This is a genomic window from Streptomyces xiaopingdaonensis, assembly GCF_000262345.1.
GTDB classification, from domain to species: domain Bacteria; phylum Actinomycetota; class Actinomycetes; order Streptomycetales; family Streptomycetaceae; genus Streptomyces; species Streptomyces xiaopingdaonensis.
In genome coordinates this window covers 1-22,972 of the sequence record NZ_AJTQ01000167.1, presented here as the reverse complement: position 1 = coordinate 22,972, position 22,972 = coordinate 1, and the positions used below count along the sequence as shown (strand labels likewise).

General features: G+C 70.1%; 19 protein-coding genes and 1 pseudogene. 10 read left to right on the top strand and 10 right to left on the bottom strand.

Annotated elements, in window-relative coordinates; genetic code table 11:
* Positions 1-115: 115 nt before the first annotated feature.
* Complete coding sequence (locus tag UWG_RS0113285; protein WP_157838556.1) at positions 116-2,104, bottom strand: DUF6571 family protein; 1,989 nt, start codon at positions 2,102-2,104, stop codon at positions 116-118.
* Between the two features lie 143 nt (positions 2,105-2,247).
* Entirely contained in the window at positions 2,248-2,649 is a 402-nt protein-coding gene (locus UWG_RS0113280; RefSeq protein WP_016907701.1) for a hypothetical protein, read from the bottom strand.
* A 359-nt stretch (positions 2,650-3,008) separates the two neighbouring features.
* Between UWG_RS0113280 and UWG_RS0113275 the strand changes: the two genes are divergently transcribed.
* The gene (locus tag UWG_RS0113275; RefSeq protein WP_016907700.1) at positions 3,009-3,650 is read left to right on the top strand and encodes a hypothetical protein; all 642 of its coding nucleotides are present in this window, start codon (positions 3,009-3,011) and stop codon (positions 3,648-3,650) included.
* Between the two features lie 55 nt (positions 3,651-3,705).
* Here the strand turns inward: UWG_RS0113275 and UWG_RS33040 are convergent, their stop codons facing one another.
* Both UWG_RS33040 and UWG_RS33375 read right to left on the bottom strand, forming a co-directional pair.
* On the bottom strand, positions 3,706-4,140 hold the full coding sequence (locus UWG_RS33040; RefSeq protein WP_157838555.1) for a hypothetical protein: 435 nt from the start codon (positions 4,138-4,140) through the stop codon (positions 3,706-3,708).
* A 686-nt stretch (positions 4,141-4,826) separates the two neighbouring features.
* Complete coding sequence (locus UWG_RS33375) at positions 4,827-5,003, bottom strand: hypothetical protein (RefSeq protein ID WP_193386446.1); 177 nt, start codon at positions 5,001-5,003, stop codon at positions 4,827-4,829.
* Positions 5,004-5,136: 133 nt separating this feature from the next.
* Here UWG_RS33375 and UWG_RS0113265 point away from each other — a divergent pair, with 133 nt between their 5' ends.
* Positions 5,137-5,877 carry a prepilin peptidase gene (locus tag UWG_RS0113265; protein WP_016907699.1) on the top strand — a complete coding sequence of 247 codons (741 nt, stop codon included), beginning with the start codon at positions 5,137-5,139 and terminating at the stop codon, positions 5,875-5,877.
* Between the two features lie 390 nt (positions 5,878-6,267).
* Here the strand turns inward: UWG_RS0113265 and mgrA are convergent, their stop codons facing one another.
* Positions 6,268-7,317, bottom strand: a complete 1,050-nt coding sequence (gene mgrA, locus UWG_RS0113260) for an L-glyceraldehyde 3-phosphate reductase (protein WP_016907698.1) — start codon at positions 7,315-7,317, stop codon at positions 6,268-6,270.
* 107 nt (positions 7,318-7,424) lie between these two features.
* On the opposite strand from mgrA, the gene UWG_RS0113255 reads away from it, so the two are divergent.
* The 4 genes from UWG_RS0113255 to UWG_RS0113240 all read left to right on the top strand — a co-directional run bounded on the left by UWG_RS0113255 (position 7,425) and on the right by UWG_RS0113240 (position 13,081).
* On the top strand, positions 7,425-8,186 hold the full coding sequence (locus UWG_RS0113255) for an isoprenyl transferase (protein ID WP_016907697.1): 762 nt from the start codon (positions 7,425-7,427) through the stop codon (positions 8,184-8,186).
* Between the two features lie 363 nt (positions 8,187-8,549).
* Complete coding sequence (locus UWG_RS0113250; RefSeq protein ID WP_016907696.1) at positions 8,550-9,866, top strand: PhoH family protein; 1,317 nt, start codon at positions 8,550-8,552, stop codon at positions 9,864-9,866.
* Positions 9,867-10,589: 723 nt separating this feature from the next.
* Positions 10,590-11,336 (top strand): aggregation-promoting factor C-terminal-like domain-containing protein, encoded by a 747-nt coding sequence (locus UWG_RS0113245; protein ID WP_033196117.1) that lies wholly within the window; start codon positions 10,590-10,592, stop codon positions 11,334-11,336.
* A 305-nt stretch (positions 11,337-11,641) separates the two neighbouring features.
* Positions 11,642-13,081, top strand: a complete 1,440-nt coding sequence (locus tag UWG_RS0113240) for an AI-2E family transporter (RefSeq protein ID WP_016907694.1) — start codon at positions 11,642-11,644, stop codon at positions 13,079-13,081.
* 22 nt (positions 13,082-13,103) lie between these two features.
* Here UWG_RS0113240 and UWG_RS0113235 read toward each other — a convergent pair whose 3' ends face one another.
* Complete coding sequence (locus tag UWG_RS0113235; protein WP_016907693.1) at positions 13,104-14,828, bottom strand: alpha/beta hydrolase; 1,725 nt, start codon at positions 14,826-14,828, stop codon at positions 13,104-13,106.
* A 426-nt stretch (positions 14,829-15,254) separates the two neighbouring features.
* On the opposite strand from UWG_RS0113235, the gene UWG_RS0113230 reads away from it, so the two are divergent.
* Both UWG_RS0113230 and UWG_RS0113225 read left to right on the top strand, forming a co-directional pair.
* On the top strand, positions 15,255-16,220 hold the full coding sequence (locus tag UWG_RS0113230) for an SPFH domain-containing protein (RefSeq protein WP_016907692.1): 966 nt from the start codon (positions 15,255-15,257) through the stop codon (positions 16,218-16,220).
* Positions 16,217-16,471, top strand: a complete 255-nt coding sequence (locus UWG_RS0113225) for a type II toxin-antitoxin system antitoxin (protein ID WP_016907691.1) — start codon at positions 16,217-16,219, stop codon at positions 16,469-16,471. Before UWG_RS0113230 ends, UWG_RS0113225 begins: the two co-directional genes overlap by 4 nt.
* Positions 16,472-16,609: 138 nt before the next feature.
* Here the strand turns inward: UWG_RS0113225 and UWG_RS30010 are convergent, their stop codons facing one another.
* Positions 16,610-17,611: a hydrogen peroxide-inducible genes activator gene (locus UWG_RS30010; RefSeq protein ID WP_078495650.1), complete on the bottom strand. Its 1,002-nt coding sequence runs from the start codon at positions 17,609-17,611 to the stop codon at positions 16,610-16,612.
* A 182-nt stretch (positions 17,612-17,793) separates the two neighbouring features.
* On the opposite strand from UWG_RS30010, the gene UWG_RS0113215 reads away from it, so the two are divergent.
* Positions 17,794-18,348 carry a peroxiredoxin gene (locus UWG_RS0113215; protein WP_019545326.1) on the top strand — a complete coding sequence of 185 codons (555 nt, stop codon included), beginning with the start codon at positions 17,794-17,796 and terminating at the stop codon, positions 18,346-18,348.
* A gap of 6 nt (positions 18,349-18,354) precedes the next feature.
* Entirely contained in the window at positions 18,355-18,885 is a 531-nt protein-coding gene (locus UWG_RS0113210; protein WP_016907688.1) for an alkyl hydroperoxide reductase, read from the top strand.
* 66 nt (positions 18,886-18,951) lie between these two features.
* On the opposite strand, the gene UWG_RS0113205 is transcribed toward UWG_RS0113210, so the two are convergent.
* From UWG_RS0113205 to UWG_RS30005, 3 genes and pseudogenes are all read right to left on the bottom strand, one after another.
* Positions 18,952-21,243: a SpoIIE family protein phosphatase gene (locus UWG_RS0113205; RefSeq protein ID WP_016907687.1), complete on the bottom strand. Its 2,292-nt coding sequence runs from the start codon at positions 21,241-21,243 to the stop codon at positions 18,952-18,954.
* Between the two features lie 29 nt (positions 21,244-21,272).
* Positions 21,273-21,902, bottom strand: a complete 630-nt coding sequence (locus tag UWG_RS0113200) for a class I SAM-dependent DNA methyltransferase (RefSeq protein ID WP_050988566.1) — start codon at positions 21,900-21,902, stop codon at positions 21,273-21,275.
* Between the two features lie 414 nt (positions 21,903-22,316).
* Positions 22,317-22,972, bottom strand: a pseudogene (locus tag UWG_RS30005) (ribonuclease FAU-1 family protein); the annotation flags it as partial.

The following is a 22,972-nucleotide window of genomic DNA, read 5'->3' as shown; positions in this document are numbered from 1 at the left end:
TCCAAGGCGACGCCGTTTCGGTTTCAAGAGACACTTAAAAACGGAATATCGAGCGTCCACCGGGATGCTCTCCCTCCGATTGCACATGGCGAGTCGTGTGTCGGTTGCGGTGCCCCTACGGCTTTTCGCCGGCGCTGCGGCGGAATGCCTTTTGACCTTCGTCAACACCTGACAGGTGATCAGACCTGTCGTCGTACTTTTCGAGCTTTTCTTCCTTCGAGAGGTTGTCATCGTACCGCCCGGTGATGTCGTTCCAGTAGTCGAAAAGCTCGTAGCTCTTGGCGGTCCTGGTCTGTCCTGAAGATTCCATGTCCTCGCTGTGCGCCTCGTTGATCTCTTCCTCTTTATGCATTCGCCACTGCTCGGTTAGGCTGTCAACTCCCCGCTGTGCTACGTCTCCGACCACGGGAATTTCCCCGACAACGCTTCCGAATCCGTGGTAGGCCATCCGGGCCGTCCAAGCAGGGTCGTCCTTGTCCGTCTCCAAAGCCTGATACCGGGCTTCCTCCATGAAGCCGAGCGTCGTTCCCGCTTTTGTCAGAGCGGCATTCTGTGCTTTGTCGGACGTATCGCCGATATCATTCATGTCCCGAGCGATGTGCTGGGCAATTCCGTCCTGCAGGATGCCGTGAGCCTGCGGGTCCCGGGAAATCTGTTTCGTGACTTGAGCCAGGTCGCCGTGGTCGACGTACCGCTCGTCCCCAGGCCCCGGGTCCTGGATCGACATGGTCTCGTTGATTCCGTTCCCGTGGTTGACGAGCAACTTCGCCATGTCGTCGCGGAGTTCGGGCGCCATCTCGTCCTTCTGCTCGCCGAGGACGGACAGGGCGTTGTCGAGCACCCGCTTGTGTCCGGAGTCGTGGGTGACGTAATCCGCTCCCTTCTCATCCGGGTCCACCCCGCTCCCACCCGCGAACAACGCATCCCCCAGGGCGTTGACGGAAGCGCGTCCCTTGAGCTCGGACCTGTCCGGGTTGTGCGGGGAGTCCTCCGGGTAGTACTCGCGGTCGTTGAGGAGGTACTTGGCCGTCTCCTTGTCGTCGAAGAGCTCGCTCGCGAACTCCGGATTGTGGCTGGTTGCCTTGAGGAAGCCCGTCATCGGGTCGGTCATCGGGTCCTTGCCCGAGTGGTTGATGACGGGGCTGCCGCCCGCCGGGTTGGCCCAGAGGCCGGCCGGGTCGAAAGCGCCCTTCGTCTTCTCCTTCTCGAACTTCAGCAAGGCGTCGCCGTACTGGTCGAGGAAGTCGGTGTCGAACTTCCCCTTGCCCATCAGGGCGCTGGCGTACTGGAACCCCCAGCCCTTCGCCATGATGTCGGGGTGCCCGAACTGCTTTGAACCGGCTTCGATGAAGTTCTTCTTCCACTCCTCCATCGCCGGGGTGTCGACGTGGGAAGCGGTGGCGAGGGTCAGACTGAGTTGGTCCTGAACGCGGCCCAGCGCGTCGGAGCGGGCGCCCGTCGGGGTGTCGCCCTGCCCCGGATCGGCGACGCTCCTCCAGAACTGGAGCACGCCCTCCGGGCCCATTTCGGTCGCGAGCTTCTCGGCGAACGCCGGGTTGTTGTGCTGGCGCTCCAACAGCTCTTCCAACTGGGCCAGTTGGGGGCCGGTGAGTTTGTCCTTGCGGCGCATGAGGCCGGCCGCTTCCTCTGCGTCCTTGGCGCCCTGCTCCGAGTCGGCGTCCTCAAGACTCTTGTAGGAGATGTCCGCGAAGCTGTACGGGTCCTTGGCAAGCTTCTCCAGACCACGGCGGGCGATGCCGTTGTCGTGTCCTGCATCTTCAAGAATCTTGTCGATCCGTGCCTTTACTCCGTCGATCGTGCCCTGTGTCGGGGGCTTCGCATCCGGGTTCTGACCCGAGGGGCCGATCGGCACGATCTTGCCGTCGGAGAGGACGAGCACGTCCTTCTTCGCCGCGTCCTCGACCTCGTTCTGCAAATCCGTCTTGTGGCCCTGGAACGCCGAGTGCGCGCCGCTGAGCACGACGCGGACGCTTTCCGCCTGCTCGGCCATCTTGCGGACCTGCTCTGCGGTCTGCTTGGTGAACTTCTGGGTGATCTGGGCGTTCGCCCCCGACCAGTCGGCCCCCGCGGTCATGCGTTCCAACTGGGCCGCCGTCGCCCCCTTCGGCGATGTCGCCCAGTTTCGTCCGCATGTCCGTCCAGGCGTCGACGGCCTTCTTCAACTTCCCCAGTTTCAAAGTGTCGAGAGCCTGAAAACTCAACCGCTCCGTGGCCATAGGTTCCCCCTCAGCCTATGTAGTCCTGGATACGGGACGGCGTCATGTTCTTGCCGGCCACATCGCGCATCTCCGTACGGATCTTGTCCTCGTCCTGGTCGTGCGACTTGCGCGTGAAGTCGAGGTGGTTGGAGATGTGGGCGCACGCCTCCTTGACGGTGCCCGTCTGGGTGTTCCACGCATCGTGCACGGCGAGGAGCGCCGAGCCCATGTCGACCTCCTGGTTGGTGAGGCTCGTGGCCGCTTCGAAGGTCTCCTCGCGCGCCTCGTCCCCTTCCTTCTGGATCTTCCGGAAGAGGGACGCCGCGGTATTGCCGATCTTGCCGAGTTGGTCGTCGTGGACGACGAGGTCGGGACTGTAGCTGCTGCCCGACGGAGCCGTGTCCGGTGTGGTGGCCTGGTTGAGCTGCATCCCGGTCGACTGGCGTTCCTGCGAACTTCTGACCAGATCCGACCACTCTTCTTCAAACGACATCCGCTCCCCCTCTGCGTCGGCCCGCCGCTTGCTCGAACGTCCGTTTTGGACAGGGCTATGTTAGCCACGCCGCACGACGGTGTTCGCGTCAAAGCGCCTTGGTGCAACGCCGGTGGTCGCACACCAACAGGGACTCGTACCGCCCCGCACGCACCAGTGGCGGACCGCTCCTTGCTGGGTAGGGATCGGACGCCCGCCACCTCGTAGCGCACAAGAACCCGACGGCGAAGTGAACGCCGGTCAAGGAAAGTTGGCGGGACGGGACCGGAGACGGCGCGGTGAGAAGGGACGGGCGGGTGTCGGGGGCGAAGCCGGGACGTACAGCGGAGAAGGACGCGTCGCGAGAGGCCACGCGCGGGGACCCTGCCTCGACAGCCCCGCCACACGAACGCGACTCCCCGACACGGACGGACCGGCCGTCCTCTTCGACCGCACGCCGAACGTCGACCGCCCCGCGCCTTACTGCCGAGAACGGCACCAACCCTCTCCGCACCACCGTCGGTTGGGCCACCGGCATCGCCCACGCGCTCGGCTTCGCGGTCCTCCTCGTCACGGAGCTCTTCCGCGACGACCTGGCGGGCGTGAACGCCGTGACGGCGCCCGGCGCCCGACTCCCCGAGTACGCCCAGGGGTTCGGCGAACTGCGGGAAGTCCTGCTCGGCGAGGGCTGGTACACGTACGCCGTCGACCTCTGGGAGCACCTCACCTTCGGCGAACCACGCGCCGCGCTGTGGGCGGCGGTCTGTGCGGCCCTCGTCGTGCGCCTCAACCGGGAGGGGCCGCCGCGCACCCAGTGCGGGCTCTCCGTCGTCTCGGCCGCCTACTCTCTCGTCGCCTGCGTCGTCGGTGTTCCGTACCTGGCGCTTGCGGGCTGGTTCGCGCTGCCGTTCGTGCTCCTCGCCGGCGGGATCGCGGTGACGATGGCGACGCGGAGATGACGCCTCGACTCCTCCGTGTCGGCGGGGTCCCCCCGCACAGGGCGGCCCCGGCCGGTTACCGGGCGTCCACCGTGCAGATGACCTTCTCCCCGCGTGCGACCCGCCATGTCCAGTACTGCCTGTCGTCGCCCGGGCCCTTCGCGCAGAAGCCCTGCGGTATCCGGGCAGGCGGGTCGCCATGAACGCCGACGACCCGCAGCAGGCGATCGAAGTTCCCGACGGGCCTGCTCCCGCACGTGGGGGCCGACATCAGCGCAGCCCGAAGCGACTCCCCACCGTCGGAGGCGAGTAGACAATCCCCCGCACGGAACCGACGCTCCAGACAGAGCGCGAGGCCCCTACCGCCGGGCGCGACCCACTCGGCGAGCCCGTCGCCCTCCGGGCACTCGCCGCGCTCACGCACCTCCGCGACGCGTATGCGGGCGTCCTCGGCCGAGCACCTCACCTTCGCCCGCCGAGGCGACGACTCGGCCCAATCCGCTGCTCCCACGCGGACGTTGAGGCAGACCCCCGCCCCGACCCCCTCGAACCCGGCATCCGCCCCGGGAGGCAGCGCGGTGCTCCGCGGGCTGCGCGGCGGGCCACTGCTCGGTGGACCGCTCGCCGGCTCCGAGGCCGTGGGGGAGTGCGGCCCGGGCGGTGAAAGCGGCACGCTCGGCCGGGCGTCGGGCTCGCCGGGACCTGACGGGGACGGGGAAGCCGTGTGCACGTTGGGGCTGGACGCGGGTGGCGGAGCGGAGTCGTCGACGGTGCCGGCGGTGCTCACCACCTTGGGGAGCACCAACGTCGCGAACAGGGCAGCCGCGAGGAGCAGCCGCCCCCGTCCACGACGCGCCCGCTCGCGGCCCACGTCCTCGAACTCGTCCTCCTCTGCGGAGGGTTCACCTTCCCGCGGCCCGCCCGCCTCCTCGTCCCCCTCCGTCGACCCGGCGAGTGCAGCCCGTGGGCTGTCGGCGTCCGCCGAACCCTCCTGCCCTCCGGAACCGGAGGTCTCCCTTCCGCCGCGGCCTCGCAAGAGTGCGGCGCCCCGACCCCTCCACGCTCTCCTCACCGGGCCCTCCGCCTTCCACCCGTCCTGCGATCACCTCAGGTCATCGTCGCTCCCCGGTGCCCCAACGGACGACCCCCTTGCAGGCGTTGGCACGATCCGGACCGATCAGCCCGCCCCCGGCGCCCTCAGGCAGCCCGCACCACCTCCGCCCTGACAGCCGCTCGCCAGGCGGCGCGAAGACGGTCCAACTCGGCGAGCTCCTCGGGCGTCCAGGACGTGCGCCCGGCGACGAAGTGTCGGATCGCTTCGTTGGCCGCTGTTGCCGAAGGGGCGTCGTGCGGCGGCTGCGGAGTCCCGTTCATGTCTTACAGAGTAGGCCCGCCCACTGACATCGCCGCCCGACGACAAGGCGCCGGAACGGAGCAACAGGGCTCCGCACCACCGCACCGAAACAGCCCCGCCACACGCCCAGTTGACACGGCGTAGGCTCGCCCCGTGACCACCTGGCTCACCCTCCTCGCCGCCGCGTACGGCGCACTCACGGCCGCACTGCTCCCGCGCGCCCGCTACCGGCTCGCAGCCCCCGAAGGCGCCCCGCCGCGCACGAGCTGCCCGGACGGCCATCCCCTCGGTCCGGCACCCCGCTCGTGGCTCGGTCGCGCCCGCTGTACCGAGTGCGGCCCTGCTTCGTCCTACGGACCAGGGACCGCAGGGTTCGCCGTGTGCGGGGCGGCGATCTGCGCAGCGCTCGCGGCCGCCGTCGGTCCCCGCCCCGAGCTCGCGGCCTGGCTCCTCGCCACCCCCCTCTGCCTCCTCCTCGCCTCGGTCGACCGCGAGACCCGGCGACTGCCCGACGTGCTCACGCTGCCCCTGGCCCTGCTCACTGCCACCGCCCTCGCCTGCGCCGCGCTCTTCCCGCGCGCAGGGGGCGACTGGCGGACGGCACTCCTCGGCGGCGCCGCCCTCGCCTTCGCCTACGGCGCCATCCACTTCGCCAACCCGGCCGCCCTCGGCTACGGCGACGTCAAGCTCGCGCTCGCGCTCGGGGTCGCTCTTGGGTGGTACGGCTGGGGAGCGCTCTTGCTGGGCGCACTTCTCGGGTGGTTGCCCGCAGGCGTGTGGGGCGCTGTGCTCTTGCTCACCCGGAGACGCTCCCGGCAGGCGGATATCGCCCTCGGCCCCTCCCTGCTGTGCGGCGCGTTGGCGACGGTGCTCCTCCACGGACTGGCCGCCTGAGGACCGGGCCAAAAACGACACGGTCGCGAAGGGGCACAACACCCGCTGTGAGGGGCTATGGTGGAACCCCCCCCTCGGGCCGGTCCGTATCCCCCCACGGACCGGCCCGCTTTCTTTTCCGGTGTCTGCAGCGCGCGCCTTCTTTCTCCTGGTCAGCCCCGGTTTTCTGGTGCTCGGAGCCTCCGTCGGAGGCGTCCGCGCGCAGAGGGGAGCCCGTCGATGCCGCCATGCACTTGGTCACTCACTGTGAGCGAGTGCACGCGCTGGGGTGGTCGACGGGGGCGCGGACGCCACCACACCACTCCTGTTCCGATCCGAGCGCGGCCTCGGCAGGGATTGAATCCGGCCGAACCCGCATGAAGCCCGGCCGGTGGTCGGCAAGCCGAAGGCTCAGGAATCGCTGCTGCGCGCCCAGATGTTGGCGCCCGGCTCCGAGACGGCGAACTCGTCGATCCGGGCGAGCTCCTCCTCGCTCAGCGAGCCGCCGCTCAACGCCGTGACGTTCGCCTCCAACTGGGCGACGCTGCTCGCCCCGATCAGCGCCGACGTCATCCGCGGATCGCGGAGCACCCACTGGAGCGCGAGCTGCGCCAGCGTCTGCCCGCGCCTCGTGGCGATCTCGTCGAGGCCCCGCAGACGGCGACGGACCTCCTCGGTGAGGAGCCCCGCGTCGAGCGAGGTGCCGCGCGAGGCTCGCGAGCCGGCGGGGATGCCGGTGAGGTAGCGGTCGGTGAGGAGGCCCTGAGCGAGAGGGGCGAAGGAGATGCAGCCCATGCCCTCCGCCTCCAGCGCGTCGAGGAGCCCGTCCTCCTCCGTCCAGCGGTTGATCATCGAGTACGAGGGCTGGTGGATCAGCGCGGGCACGCCCATCTCGCGGAGCAGGGCCGCGGCCTGCCGGGTGCGCTGCGCGTTGTACGAGGAGACGCCGGCGTAGAGCGCCTTGCCCTGGTGGACGGCGGTCGCCAGGGCGCCCATCGTCTCCTCGAGCGGGGTGTCCGGGTCGAAGCGGTGCGAGTAGAAGATGTCGACGTACTCGAGGCCCATCCGCCGCAGCGAGGCGTCGAGGGAGGAGAGCAGGTACTTGCGGGAGCCCCACTCGCCGTACGGCCCCGGGTGCATCAGGTAGCCGGCCTTGGTGGAGATGACGAGTTCGTCACGGTAGGGACGGAAGTCCTGGGCGAAGAGCTTGCCGAAGTTGAGCTCGGCCGAGCCCGGGGGCGGCCCGTAGTTGTTGGCGAGGTCGAAGTGGGTGACGCCCAGGTCGAAGGCGCGCCGCAGGATCGCTCGCTGCGTCTCCAGGGAGCGGTCGTCCCCGAAGTTGTGCCAGAGTCCGAGGGATATCGCCGGAAGCTTCAGCCCGGATCGTCCCGTACGCCGGTACTCCATGGCGTCGTAGCGCTCCGGGGAGGCGGTGTAGGGCGCGTGTGTGTCGTCAGTCATGTGCCAATTCTTATCAACGACCGCCTGAACAGCCCGGCTTCAGCCGAACGGGTGGGCGGCAGTAAGGTTCTCGAATCCCGGACTCGGCATGGAGGGCTGGCCATCCAATGAAGCTGCGCGACCTGGTGTACAAGCTCTATGCGCGTCGGGTGGAGGACCGCCTCGACCACACCAGGGTGCCCAAGCACATCGGCGTCATCCTCGACGGGAACCGGCGCTGGGCGCGGGCCTCCGGCGGCACCGCGGAGCAGGGGCATCAGGCCGGGGCCGAGAAGATCCAGGAGCTGCTCGGCTGGTGCGCGGAGACGGACGTCGAGGTCGTCACGCTCTGGCTTCTCTCCACCGACAACCTCACCCGTCCGGAGAACGAGCTGCTGCCGCTCGTCGGCATCATCGAGGACACCGTCCGCGACCTCGCCTCCGACGGCCGCTGGCGCGTCCACCACGTCGGCCAGTTGGACCTGCTCCCGGGCCGTACCCAGCAGGTGCTCAAGGAGGCCGAGGAGCAGGCGGGCGAGGTCGACGGGATACTCGTCAACGTCGCCGTCGGGTACGGCGGCCGCCAGGAGATCACCGACGCGGTGCGCTCCCTGCTGAGCGACCGTGCGGCACGGGGCGCCAGCCTCGGCCGGCTCGCCGAGGAGCTCACCGTCGAGGACATCTCCGAGCACCTCTACACCCGCGGCCAGCCCGACCCGGACCTCGTCATCAGGACCAGCGGCGAGCAGCGGCTGTCCGGATTCATGCTGTGGCAGAGCGCACACTCGGAGTACTACTTCTGCGAGGTCTTCTGGCCGGCCTTCCGCAAGGTCGACTTCCTCCGCGCCCTCCGCGACTACGCGGCACGCAACCGGAGGTACGGCGGCTGAGCGGCGGATACGCCCGTCGGAACGGCCAACTCCCCCTCGACACGACGAGATCGACGCTCCGGAGGCGGAGCGCTTCCACCCGCGCGGTGACGTCACATCAGGTGACCGTCGCCCGCGGGCATATGCCGTTGCATGCATGCCAGCCGACCGGGGAATACCCCCTCAAGGCCGCACCCTCTCCAGAGGGTTCGGCCGCCGGGAGGCCCGTTTGCAATCCACGGACGCGCGCACCCGCCGTGCACGGCGCACGCCGGTTGCCAGGGGCGTGAAGGGCCGGTCGCCGGCCCGCGCGCGGGCCGAGTCCGGTTTCTTCCTCCGCGACGCCGTCGCTCCCCGACCTCATCCGAGGGGGTACGTCCACCCGTGGTGACAAGCAAGAAGCGCAGCGAGGCCGAGCGCCGCACCTATGTCATCGACACCAGCGTGCTGCTCGCCGACCCGGCGGCCATGGACCGGTTCGAGGAGCACGAGGTCGTGCTCCCCGTGGTCGTCGTCACCGAACTGGAGGCCAAGCGCCACCACCCCGAGCTCGGGTTCTTCGCCAGGCAGGCGCTCCGCCGCCTCGACGAGTACCGCGTCAAACACGGCAGGCTCGACGCCCCTCTCCCCGTCGGGGACGTGGGCGGCACCCTGCGCGTCGAGCTCAACCACTCGGACACGACGGTGCTCCCCGCCGGTTTCCGCCTCGGTGACAACGACTCGCGCATCCTCGCCGTCGCCAGGAACCTCCAGGCGGAGGGGGCCGACGTCACCGTCGTCTCCAAGGACCTGCCGCTGCGGATCAAGGCGTCGGCCGTGGGACTGGTCGCGGAGGAGTACCGGGCGGAGCTCGTCGGTGTCGACTCCGGCTGGACGGGCATGACCGAACTCACCCTGCCGGGCGAGGAGATCGACGAGCTCTTCGCGGCGGAGAGCGTCCACGTGCCGGAAGCGGCGGAGATCCCCGTCCACACCGGGTTGGTGCTCCAGTCGGAGAAGGGGCGCGCGCTCGGCCGGGTCACCCCCGACCGCCGGATCAAGCTCGTACGCGGGGACCGCGAGGCGTTCGGCATCAAGGGGCGCAGCGCCGAGCAGCGGATCGCGCTCGACCTGCTGCTCGATCCGGAGGTCGGCATCCTCTCCCTCGGGGGCCGCGCCGGGACGGGCAAGAGCGCGCTCGCTCTCTGCGCAGGTCTGGAAGCGGTGCTGGAGAGGCGGCAGCACAGCAAGGTGATGGTCTTTCGCCCGATGTACGCCGTCGGCGGCCAGGACCTCGGGTACCTCCCCGGGACCGAGGCCGAGAAGATGAACCCGTGGGGCCAGGCGGTCCTCGACACCCTCTCCGCCGTCACCAGCCGGGAGGTGATCGAGGAGGTCCACGCCCGCGGCATGCTGGAGGTCCTCCCGCTCACGCACATCCGCGGGCGCTCCCTCCACGACGCTTTCGTCATCGTCGACGAGGCCCAATCCCTGGAGCGCAACGTCCTGTTGACGGTCCTCTCCCGGGTGGGCACCGGTTCGCGGGTGGTCCTCACCCACGACGTGGCGCAGCGCGACAACCTCCGTGTCGGCCGGTACGACGGCGTCGTCGCCGTGGTGGAGAAGCTGAAGGGGCACCCCCTCTTCGCACACGTCACTCTCACTCGGTCCGAGCGCTCGCCGATCGCGGCGTTGGTGACGGAGATGCTGGAGGGGATGTAGTCCGACGGCCGTCGACGTGCCGCCCGGGGCGAGGTGTTCGGCCCGGGCGGCCGTCGGCGGGTGCCTTCGGAATCCGTGGGGCCCGGTGGAACCCGTAGAAACGGACGGACGCCGCATTCCGCAGCCGAATCGGCGAATCCCGCACGATCCGGCGAACTCCCGTACACAGCGGGGGACTCGGGAGCATCCGATCGAGTGGACCTCTCGGCGCTTCGCCGTAGTCGGCCGATACGGTCCGTCAGGTACCCGGCACACAGCGCGCGTACGGGCGGGTATATGCTGAGACCGCCTCGTTGAGCTGGGGGTTTCCGCGGCTCCGAGGTAGCGGGGCGTAGCCCGAAGTCCCTTGCGGGGATGGGGAGTCGCGAGGGCGGGCACCCTAGCGGTGGCGGGGGCGACGCGCCCGTATTTCCGGCTATCCACCAGGCCAAACCCCCTGTGAGCTTTCCCACTCGGCACGGAATTGCCTCGGCCCACGCGCTTCCGGCAGGGTGTGGGTTCTGTCAGGCCCCGCATACGGCACATCCGCACCCCCGAGGGTGTTGCACCACCGCTCACCACTGAGCATTAGAACTGAAAACCCGTCACCGCCGTATGCCGCCCGAAGTACCACGCGGGTTCTCCTTGCGAGGGGACCCAACCGGGCCGGTACCTCCCGTGGCCATGTACGAGGGAGGTCAGTGCCAGGGGCACGATTGCGCCCGCGAGGTCACCCCAGCGGGCATGTTGGAAGGAAACCGTGTGACTGCTCGGATCTCGGTCCGGGGATTCGCCGTGGCGTCCGCCACCGCGGTCACCACCGTCGGCGCCGTCGTCGGTGTGGCCTCGGGCAGCGACCAGGGCCAGACGACGACAGACGTCGAGGCCACCGCTGCTGACGCGACGCTCCTCGCTGACATACCAGCCGGTCAGCAGACCCAGGCACAGACCGCTTCGCTGACTCAGCAGGCCGACTCCGCGTCGACCGCCGCCCAGGCAGAGGCGAAGAAGACCGCAGAGGAGGCCGCACGCAAGCAGGCGGCCGAGGACGCGGCAGCGAAGCGGAAAGCAGCCGAGGAAAAGAAGAGGAAGGCTGCGGAGAAGAAGGCCAAGGAGCGGGAGGAGCAGCTCGCCAGCCAGTCTGCGAGCCGTTCCGACGACCGCTCCGACGCCGGTGACTTCGAGCAGCAGTCCTCGTACTCCGTCGCCGAAATCAAGTCGATGGCCCAGCAGATCGTCGGCGGCGGCCAGTACCAGTGCTTCTCGGAGATCGTGGAGCGGGAGTCCGGCTGGAACTACCAGGCGAGCAACCCTTCCTCCGGTGCCTACGGCCTCGTGCAGGCGCTCCCCGGCAGCAAGATGGCCTCCGCGGGCGCCGACTGGCGTACCAACCCGGCCACGCAGATAAAGTGGGGCCTCAACTACATGAACGACCGGTATGGCAGCCCGTGCGACGCATGGAGCTTCTGGCAGGCCAACAACTATTACTGATCGGGACGTGAGGCAGTCGCACTGCCGAACTCCGGGCGCTGCTGCGCCTACCCGGTGAGGTAGGCGAACGCCCTCTCTCAGTCGAACGTGATGCCCCCGGCGGGAGTTCCCGCCGGGGGCATCACGTGTCTCATACGTCGCGCCCGGCCCGGGGGCAACCGTCCCCGCCTGTAACGTCGTCCTAGGTCGGAGGACCGGCGCGAGCTCGTACAGGGCCTGCCGTCGGAAAGGGCTCGGTGGCGAGTGCCGTACGTCCGGCACTGCGGGAGCGAGCGACGGAGAGCAACGGGGGCGGAGGAAACCGGATGACGAGCAGCTTGGACAGGTTGCGGACCGGGATGCGGCGCATGGCCGCCCGGGCTGCGGAGTGGCGCGCGGAGGCGAGCGCCGAGCGTTCGCCGAACGACCCGCCCACCGACGCTCCCGGCGGAGTAACCCGCGACGCGGCCGAAGAGGCCGAGCAGTTGCGTGTTCCTCCGCCGCCCGTCTACGCGCCTGCCGTCTCCGCACGGCCCGAGCCTGCCGCCGCCGTGCCGTGGGGGGTTCGGGTGGCCGCCGAGGCGGGTTGGCGGCTGCTGGTGCTCGCCGGCGTCGTCTTCGTGCTGATGAAGATCGTGAGCGCGGTCAGCCTCGTCGTCGTCGCGTTCTCGGCGGGGCTGCTGATCACCGCGCTCCTCCAGCCGACCACGCGTCAGCTCCGCAAGTGGGGGATGGGGCAGGGCAGCGCGACGGCTCTCACCTTCATCGGCGGCTTCGTCGTCATGGGCCTCGTCGGCTGGTTCGTCGTCTGGCAGGTGATGGAGAACCTCGACACCCTCACCGACAAGGTGCAGGCGGGTATCGAGGAGCTCAAGTCCTGGGCGCTGGAAGGTCCGTTCCACGTCTCCGAGGACCAGATCAACGACATCGCCAGCAACCTCAGCAACTGGATCGGCAACAACACCAACGAGCTGACCTCCGCCGGCCTCGAGGGCGTCGGCTATCTCGTCGAGTTCTTCACGGGCGCGTTCCTGGCCATGTTCGTGACCCTCTTCCTCCTCTACGACGGGCGGAAGATCTGGGCCTGGGTGCTGAAATTCGTCCCCTTCGCGGCGCGCGAGGGCATCGCGGGGGCCGGGCCCCGCGCTTGGCGCACGCTCACCGGGTACGTGCGCGGCACGGTGATAGTCGCCCTCATCGACGCGGTCTTCATCGGGATCGGCATCTACTTCCTCGACGTGCCGATGGCGGTGCCGCTCGCCGTCTTCATCTTCCTCTTCGCCTTCATCCCGATCATCGGTGCCGTCGTCTCCGGGGCGCTCGCCGTGCTCGTCGCGCTCGTCACCAACGGGTTCGTCACCGCGCTGCTGGTGCTCGCCGTCGTCCTCGCCGTGCAGCAGATCGAGAGCCATGTGCTGCAGCCGTTCATCCTCGGACGGCTGGTCCAGGTGCATCCGCTCGCCGTGGTGCTCGCGGTGACGGGCGGAAGCCTGATCGCCGGGATTCCGGGCGCTGTTGTGGCGGTGCCGCTCGTCGCCGTCTCGAACACGGTCGTCGTCTACCTCAAGGCGTACGCGGAGGAACAGGCGCGGCGGCAGGTGCAGGCAGCCGGCGCTCCAGGGGGCGGGGGCGGCCCTGGAGGTGAAGCGGAGCCCGAACCGCCGCACGAACCCGCGGGCCGGGCCGAGGCGGACTCCGGTGCCGGCGAGGGGAGTTCGGGCTCCTCCGGCACGGGCGACGGCGCCGAAGGCGGGTCCAGGGGCTGACACCGAGGCGTCCGGCTTCGGGTCAGTACGGTGCCTCGCGCGCGTCCATGAAGCGCTTCAGCTTCGCCGTGTCCGCCTCGGCCCAGCCCGCCGGAGGCACGACCGAGGCCCACGCCTCCACCGAGGCCGTGCCGTAGCGGTGGCCGTGCGGTGCCTCGACGCCGTAGGAGACGGCCATGTCCACCGTCGTCTGCCAGAAGGTGACGAAGGGGAACCACGTGACCTCCTCGGTGATGTCGCGGCCCAGCGGCTCCTTGAGCCACTGCGGGCGGGTGAGCGCCAGTTGCGGCGACCACCAGGCGATGGCGTCCGAGGCGTTCTGGAGGTAGACGACCCTGGGGTGCCGCCACGTGCCGGACGGCGCCGCGAGGTCCTTCTCCGGCCACTGCGCGAAACGGAAGTTGCGGCCGTTCCGGTACTCGGGGAGCCAGACGGGGGTGTCGGGGTCCCGGTGCTCCGTCACCTCCTCCCTGATCGGGGAGAAGTTGGGGGAGCCGGCGAGGACGGCGCCGTCCACCTTGGAGAGCAGGTCGTCCGGACTCTCGAAGGCCGCCTCCACCCCGTAGGCACCGAGGCTCTCGCCGAAGACGACGAGCTTCGGACGGTCCTCCTCCGGGACCTGGAGCCAGCGCTCCCGCACCGCCGCGACGAGCGCGCGGTTGGCGCGGCCCGCCTGCTCCTTGTCGACGAGGAAGCTGACCCAGCTCGGCAGGTAGGAGTACTGCATCGCCACGATCGCCGTATCGCCCCCGTGCAGGAACTCCAGCGGTTCGGCGTCCGTCGAGTTGATCCAGCCCATGCCCGTGGTGCCGGCTACGGCGAGGACCTCGCGGTCGAAGGCGCCCGTCCGCTCCAGCTCGTCGACGGCGAGCCGCGCGCCCTCGGTGAAGTCGTCGAAGGTGCGCCGGCCGACGTAGACGCGTATCGGCTCCTGTGCCCGCCGGTCCGTGACGGACGTGATGCGCTCGGCCGAGGGGACGGAGCCGGTGAAGTTCCGTCCCTCGTAGCCCAGTTCCTCCCAGGAGATCAGGGAGTCCGGGCTGCCGGAGACGTAAGGGGAGCCCGACTGGACGATGCCCTCCTTCGTCCCCTTGTCCGTGCTCTCGGCGATACGTGCCGCGATGTCGATCACGCCGCGGTCGAAGACGACGTCCCTCGCGCCGAAGACGACGACGAGAGCGCTGATCACGAGACCCCCGAGGATCGCCACCGGCCGCGGGACGAAGCGTCCCAGCAGCCTGATCAGCTTGCGGGTGCCCAGACGCACGACCCGGGCGACGGCGAGCAGCGCGAAGCAGATGATGATCGCCATGACGGCGATCATCATCGAGTGCCAGGTGAGCGTCTCCGGCATCTCCTGGAGGCGCCGCAGTTCGCGCTGCATGCGGGCGCTCTCGGAGAGCGTGAGGATCGTCAGCCCGACGCTCAGCACGTAGTACGCCTGCCATGCGTACGCACGCCACCGCTCGCGCGGCCGTAGTCGGGGGAAGCGGTGCAGCAGCGGCCGGAGTGCGGAGCGGAACGCCCAGTCGAGGAGGGCGCCTATCGCGTAGCCGATCGCTGCGGTGATGCCGCCGATCACGCCTTGGAGGTACCACGGTCTAGGGACGAGCGACGGCGTGAGCGAGAGCCAGAAGAAGACGGTGGCGAAGCAGAGCGCGGTGAGACCCGGCCAGCGACGTACCACCGAGGACGGGCTCGGCGGGTCCAGGTACGGGCGTGCAGCGAAGGCGAGCGTGCGCCGCACGAGGGGAGTTCGCCAGAGGCTCCTGGTGCGGGTCGAGAGCGCCTCTTCGGCTTGGCGAAGGGCTCGGTCGTGCCGCATCTTCGCCCCCCAGCCGTCTTTCGTACTCGCGCAGCGGTCATCTGTGCGAGCGGCGTCAACCGTAGCGGATCCGGACCCGCCCCCAGTGACGCGGAGGGAAAGGGGCTGGTTGCCTCGCTCTCGGGTCGGCCTCCTGGCCGTCTCGTGCGTGGTCGAGCGACGGTGCGGCGGCGGGAGTCGGCTGTGTCGACGGCGTGCACGGCCACGGCAGCGGAGCAAGCCGGGTCCCGGCCGGACCCCCGTACTGGCCAGGACCGCGACTTGCGGGTAAAGTGTTATCACATTGCTAGGCCAGCGCTAGCGGAGCCTTGTTCGAGCGCTGGCGAGAACCAGAGAACCGGGGGAAAGATGTCCGTCAACGACACTCCTGCAGACAGCAACGAAGCCCGACCGCCCGCCGGTCAGGCCGGGAAGCCGCAGTCACCCGTCGCTGAGGTCGCGGCCCACAGCATCCACGGCGGTCTCGCACTGCTGGTCGGCCTCCTCGGAGTGCTGATCAGCATCGCGATGGTGATCAGCGGCGGCATCCTCGCCAATGGCGGGACGACGGCCGGGGGAGCGGTACTGATCGTCGTCGGCGTGCTGCTGCTGATCGGCTCCGTCTTCCTCACCGCCGGCCTGAACATGGTCGCTCCGGGCGAGGCCAGGGTCGTCCAGCTCTTCGGGCGCTACACGGGCACCATCCGGACGGACGGGCTGCGTTGGGTGAACCCGCTGACGAGCCGGAGCAAGATCTCCACCCGGGTTCGCAACCACGAGACCGCCGTGCTGAAGGTCAACGACGCCTACGGCAACCCGATCGAGCTCGCCGCCGTCGTGGTCTGGCAGGTGAAGGACACCGCTCAGGCGACGTTCTCCGTCGACGACTACGTGGAGTTCGTCTCCACCCAGACCGAGGCGGCCGTCCGGCACATCGCCATCGAGTACCCGTACGACGCGCACGAGGCGTCCGAACTCTCCCTGCGCGGCAACGCGGAGGAGATCACGGAGAAGCTCGCCGAGGAGCTGACGCAGCGAGTGAGCGCGGCCGGGGTGGCGATCGTGGAGTCGCGGTTCACGCACCTCGCCTACGCACCCGAGATCGCCTCGGCGATGCTCCAGCGCCAGCAGGCCGGTGCGGTCGTGGCGGCGCGGCAGCAGATCGTCGAGGGCGCCTGCGGGATGGTCGAGGACGCGCTCGCGCGCATCACGGCGCAGGACTTCGTCGTGCTCGACGAGGAACGCAAGGCGTCGATGGTCAGCAACCTGCTCGTGGTGCTCTGCGGCGACCGCTCCCCGCAGCCCGTGATGAACACGAGTTCGCTCTACCAGTGACCTCCGCCGAAGAGGGCGCAGGGCGTCGGCCGCGGCAGCGCAAGCAGGTGCTGCTGCGGCTGGACCCGGCCGTCCACGACGCGCTCGCCAAGTGGGCCGCCGACGAACTCCGGTCCACCAACGCGCAGATCGACTTCGTGCTCAGACGCGCCCTCGCCGACGCCGGCCGCCTCCCTCGCCACGCCCGTCCCCATCCGCGGCGCGGGCGGCCGCCGAAAGACCCGTCCGAGGAGGACGAAGACCCGCATTGAGCGGGCCGACCGCCTCCTCCCTGTGCAAGATCGGTGCGGCCTCCGTGCGAACGGGGGCCGCCGTGCGTTTCCCGGCCCGGCGGAACCGCGGCGGCCCCCGTCGCGCCGACCGGCTGCGGCCGTGGCGACCGGAAGCTGTCACCGAGCGTCCGCGGCCTTGACGTCGACGGGGCGTACGGGGCGTACGGGAAGGTCGCGCACGGCGCCGCGGAGTGCCTCGGCGAAGTCGCTGAACTCCGAGCTCCGCGCGGCCCCGGTACGCATCACGGCCGCTACCCTCCGGGACGGCGCGGGTTCGGCGAAGTACGAGGTGGTGAGCGTGTGGTTGCGCGCCGTCTCGACCCGCTGCGCCGACCTGGGCAGCAGGGTGACGCCCATGCCGCCCGCGACGAGTTGGACGAGCGTGGAGAGTCCCGCCGCTGCGGTGGTGGCGACGCCTTCCTCGCGGCCCGCCTCCCGGCAGACGTCGAGCGCCTGGTCGCGGAGGCAGTGCCCTTCGTCGAGCAGGAGGAGGGGGAGTTCGCGAAGCATAGACCTCGGGACGTCGCTGCGCCCGCCGTCGGGGTGGCCGCGAGGGGTGACGAGTACGAAGTCCTCGTCGTACAGATGTATTTCCGTGAGGCCGTGACCGCCGGTGCCGTGCGGCAGGGGGAGCGGTACGGCCAGCAGGAGCAGGTCGAGACGGCCGTGGCCGAGCCCTTCGAGGAGGGAGGCCGTCTGTTCCTCGTGCACCTGGAGATCGAGGTCCGGATAGACGTCCTGGACCAACTGGAGGACGGCCGGCAGCAGATAGGGCGCGACGGTGGGGATTACTCCGAGTCGCAGAACCCCGGTGAAGGGCGCCCGTGCCGCCTCGGCCTCCTCCAACAGCTCACCGACGGCGTAGAGAACGCCCTTCGTGCGCGTGGCGATGCGCTCCCCCGCAGGTGAGAGCAGTACCTTGCGCGTCGTACGCTCCAGCAGCGTCACGCCGAGCGTCTCCTCGAGCGCCGCTACCGCACCGGAGAGCGCGGGCTGGCTCAAGCCTACGGCGCTTGCAGCCTCGCGGAAGTGAAGATGTTCGGCGACGGCGGCGAAGGCGCGGAGCTGCGCCAGAGTGGGCTGCCGACCCCGTTGAGCTGCGGCGGGTGGGGCGGACACTGATAACTACCTCCGATCAACGCCACCAACTCTAGCTATTTCCGCGATCAATGTTCGCTGTGGCAATGTAGGCCCCGTCCAACCCCCGAGGAATGCCGTCAGATCCGAAGTAACTACGTGAAGCACGCATTGCGCGGCGAAAGTTGAAGGATTCGGACATTCCGATCAGCAAGGAGTACGTGTTGCTCACTGTCGGTGACAAGTTCCCCGAGTTCGACCTGACTGCCTGCGTCTCGCTCGAGAAGGGCAAGGAGTTCGAGCAGATCGACCACAAGACCCACGAGGGCAAGTGGAAGGTCGTCTTCGCCTGGCCGAAGGACTTCACGTTCGTCTGCCCGACCGAGATCGCCGCGTTCGGCAAGCTGAACGAGGAGTTCGCCGACCGCGACGCCCAGATCCTCGGCTTCTCGCTCGACTCGGAGTTCGTGCACCACGCGTGGCGCAAGGACCACCCGGACCTGACCGACCTGCCCTTCCCGATGATGGCCGACACCAAGCGCGAGCTCTCGACGGCCCTCGGCATCCTCGGCGACGACGGCTTCGCGCAGCGTGCCGTCTTCATCGTCGACCAGAACAACGAGATCCAGTTCACCATGGTGACCGCCGGCTCCGTCGGGCGTAACCCCAAGGAGGTCCTGCGGGTCCTCGACGCGCTCCAGACCGACGAGCTCTGCCCCTGCAACTGGACCCAGGGCGACGAGACCCTCGACCCGGTCGCGCTGCTGGCGGGTGAGTGACGAACCATGGCACTCGATGACCTCAAGCAGGCCCTTCCGGAGTACGCGAAGGACCTCAAGCTCAACCTCGGTTCCGTCATAGGCAATTCGGAGCTGCCCAAGCAGCAGCTCTGGGGCACCGTGCTCGCCTGCGCCCTCGCGTCCCGCTCCGGGATCGTGCTGCGTGCGCTGGAGCCGGAGGCCAAGGAGAACCTCAGCGCCGAGGCGTACGGTGCCGCCAAGTCGGCCGCCGCCATCATGGCGATGAACAACGTCTTCTACCGGACCCGCCACCTGCTGTCCGACCCGGAGTACGGCACGATGCGCGCCGGTCTGCGGATGAACGTGATCGGCAACCCCGGTGTCGAGAAGACGGACTTCGAGCTGTGGTCGCTCGCCGTCTCGGCGATCAACGGCTGCGGCCAGTGCCTCGACTCGCACGAGCAGGTGCTCCGCAAGGGCGGCGTCGACCGCGAGACCATCCAGGAGGCGTTCAAGATCGCCGCCGTCGTCCAGGCCGTCGGCGCGACCCTGGAGTCCGAGGCCCAGCTCGCCTGAGCCGCCGTCGCGCACCGTGTGGGCCGTCCCGGAGACTCCGGGGCGGCCCACACGTGCGTAGGCGGACTACTCCCCCCGAGGGATGGGGAGTTCGAACCACACGACCTTGCCCGTGGAGAGGCGGGTGGCGCCCCAGCGGCGAGCCAGCCGGTTGACGAGGTAGAGGCCGCGTCCTCCCTCGTCCGTCGCGCGTGCCTGGCGGAGCCTGGGCAGTTGGGGCACGTCGTCGCCGACCTCGCAGCGGAGCAGGTCGGTGCGGAGGAGCCGGAGGGTTATCGGGCGCTCCGCGTACCGCACGGCGTTGGTGACGACCTCGCTGACGAGGAGTTCCACCTGGTCCGTCAGCTCGGTGAGGCCCCAGCGCGCGAGCGCACGCCGGGCGAGACGGCGTGCCTGACCCGCCGTCTGCGCCCTCGGGTCCAAATACCAGTAGGCGACGTCGCTGGGCGTGATGCCGTCGAACCTCGCTGCGAGCAGGGCGATGTCGTCGTCCCGGTCGCCGGGGCCCAGTATGTCCAGGACCTCGTCGCAGAGCGGTTCGAGAGGCGCGGCGGCGCCGGGGCGCGTGAGGCGGGCCGTCGCCGCGAGCTTTTCGCGGAGGTGCTCGATCCCCGTCCACACGTCGCGCTGGCGGGACTCGACGAGGCCGTCCGTGTAGAGGAGCAGCGTGGCGCCTGCCGGGGCGTCCAGCTCGACGGCTTCGAAGTCCACGCCTCCTACGCCGATCGGTGCCCCGGCCGGTATACGCAGCACCTCGGCGCGGCCGCTGCGATGGAGCATCACCGGCGGCGGATGCCCGGCGTTGGCGACGACGATCCGGTGGGCGACCGGGTCGTACACGGCGTAGAGGCAGGTGGCCATGCGGTCGCTGCCGAGCCGCTGCGCCTGCTCGTCGAGGTGGTGGAGGACTTCCTGCGGTGGGAGGTCGAGCCCTGCCAGCGTCTGGGCCGTGGTGCGCAGTTGACCCATGATCGCGGCGGACGTCATCGAGTGACCCATGACGTCCCCGACGACGAGCGCGACGCGGCTTCCGGGGAGCGGGATGGCGTCGTACCAGTCGCCGCCCACGCGAGCCGTCTCGGCGGCCGGCAGGTAGCGGCTGGCGAGCTGGACGCCCGTCGGCTGCGGGAGTTCGTCGGGGAGCATGGTGCGCTGGAGCTCGTCGGCGATGTACGCCTCGCGGCCGTAGAGCACCGCCTTGTCGACGCCGAGCGCGGTGTGCGTCGCCAACTGCGCGGCGATCAGCAGGTCGTCCTGCTCGAACTCCGGCCGGTCGGGGCGGCGCAGGAAGACCGCGGCGCCGATGACGCGGCGCCTGCCCCGCAGCGGGGCGAGGATCGCACGCCGGCCCGCGGGCAACTGCCTGTCCGGACCCAGCAGTTCGGGGAGCGCGGCGCTCACGGGGGAGGCGTCGGCGAAGACGGGGCGTACGCCGCGGAGCACCTCGGCGAGAGGGCCGCCCGTGTGCACCTCGGCGAGCTCCGCCGCGGCGGGGAGGAGACCGCTCGCGGGGCGGGCCGCCTGTTCGGGCGCGGAGGTCGGCAGGGGGTTTGGCAGGGTCTCGGCGCCGGGTTGGCCGCCGAGGGCGTGCGGGTACTCGGGGATGCGGTCGCTGCGCCGCAGTCGGAGGACGAAGGGGCCTGTCGGCCGCTCGTCGCCGACGGGGAGCGGGTCGCGGAGGTAGACGAGGATGGCGTCCGAGTAAGCAGGGACGGTGGCGCGGCAGAGGCCGAGGACCGTCTCGTCGAGGTCGACGCCGCGTGCGATACGCCGCGTCGCGGCGCCGACGAAGCGGAGCCGGTCGCCACCGCGGCGCTCGCGCTCGCTCGGTTCGCTCTCCGAGCCGCCGGACGCGGGGGCGTCGGACGGCGCGGGGGAGGCCGGCTGCTCCGGGGCGCCGGTGGGTGCGGGGATCGACGGCTGCTCGCCCGAAGTGCTGCCCGCGCGCGAACCGCCTTTGCCGGCGGCCCGTTTGCGCGTGCCCTTGCCCTTCGCACCGGAAGAGCCGCGCCCACCGGAACGCCGCGTCTCCTTCTGCGGCTCCTCGCCCGGGGCGTCGGCGGCCTCGGCGCCGCGGCCGGACTTTCTCCCGCGCGAGCTTCCGCAGGACTTGCGCCCGCGGCCCGTCGACCCTCCGGCGCTGCTGCCGGAGGGCGAACTCCCCGCCGTACGCGGTCTCGTACGGGCCGCGGGCAGGGGTGTCTCCTCGACGCCTTCGGGCTGAGGGCTGCTGCCCTGCTCGCGCCTGAAGTCGCCGTCGCCCGTCTCACCCCTCGCGGAGGGGGACGACTCGGCTGTGCTCGCCGCAGGCTTCTCGTGCTCCGTCACGCGTTCGGTTTCCATCCATCCGGGGCGCATCCGCGCGCCCAGCGCTAGGTGCTCGGTTGTTAGGGGCGTCGCCGGCAGTGCAGGAAGAGCTGGATCTCCGGAGGGACGTCCGTGCTCGCAGGTGCGTAGGAGACGGCCTCCTCGTCGACGACGTCGAAGCCGGCCTCGTCGACGATCCGGCGGAGATCGTCCCGCAGGTGTCCCGATACCCGGATCGTGTTGCCCAGGAACGGAATGGCGAAGTCGTTGACGTCGGCCTCGACCATGCCGAGAGCGAGCGGGCCCCCGCCGCGGATCTGCCGGTGGAGCATGGCGAGCGCGTGGGGAATCTCCGAGCGCGGCAGCATGAGCAGGGAGAAGTAGGCGGCCGCGCCGTCGAACGGACCCAGGTCGCTCGCCTCCATGTCCGCGATGTCCACGCGGTGGAACGACGCCTCGGGGACGTGCTCGCGACAGAGCTTCAGCATGCCCTCCGAGAGGTCGACGCCGATCACCTCGTGCCCCGCGTCGACGAGTTGCCGCGCCGTCGGCAGGCCGGTGCCGCAGCCGAGGTCGAGAAGGCGGGAGCCGGCGGGGAGCTGCTCGGCGAGCCAGCTTCCCGAGACCACCTGTGCGTCCTTGTGCGGGAACGCCTCGTCGTAGCGGTCGCCGATGGAGTCGAACGCCTCGGCCTGACCGGTGCGGTCTATGTCCGCACGCTCGAAGACGCCGTACGGAGAGGGGCCCTCCTCGGGCGTGACCGCGGCGCCCTGCGCGGGGACGTCCGGCCGCTGCTCGGTGCCCGACCCGCCCGTGCCTGCCGCGGGTGCTCCTCCGGTGCTGCTCACCACTGGGTTCCTCTCCGGCCGTCCGCCAAGTCCCCGAAGGGTGAGGGGAGTTGTGTAGAAATACGAGTACGGACGTTGATCCTACGTTTGCGGTACGGGGGCATATCAAGGGGCGCTCTGAGGTCGGTCCGGGTGAATGTTGAACGGTGTGCCGTGCGCGTCCGGCTCCGCACCGGCTGCGTTCGTGGTCGGCGCCGCTTCCGGGACCGGAGGGGCATCCGGGCGCGGGGGAGGCGCCGGGGGGAGCGCAGCCGAGCGTCTTTGGGGCGCCAGTGCAGCACGGTCCCAGTCCTCGGGCAACTCCGGTACCGGCCAGTCGGGTCGGGGGCGCCAGCGGTGCCAGCCGTCGCAGAACGGCGGCCTCCACTCGGCGACCGCCCGGCGTGCGCGCTCCAGCGCCCAGCGCACCTGGGTGCGCTGGGCGCGGCCCATGAGCCCGGCGCGCTGCGCGGCCTCGAACTCGTCCTCGTCGAGGAGCTCGGTGGTGCCGTCGGAGCGCACCGAGAGGTCGAGGAAGTGGTCCTCCGAGTCGACGCCGCCGACCCAACGGGTGCGCGGCGCCTCGAGGTTGACGTAGTAGTTGCGGAACCGCCAGCCGGGCTCCCAGAAGAGCCAGACGGACCAGGGTTCGTCGGCGAGCGCCAGCTTCAGCACTCCCGTGCCCCGCCAGGTCGTGCGGACCGTGGTGCGAGCCCTGGTGTAGCGGTCGGCGAGCGGTGCGCGGTGGAGCGGGGTGCCGTCGGCGAGGACGGGCTTGATGCAGACGGTCCCGGGAGCGAGCCAGACCGCGAGCAGCTCGGAGGTGTCCCTGACGACCGTGACCGGGCGGCAGATGTGGAAGCCGGCCCGGGAGTCGGCGAGTTCGGGAAGGTGCCGGGTGTTGGCGCGGTAGCGCCAGAGGATCGCGCTCCCCGACGCCCAACGGGTGCACG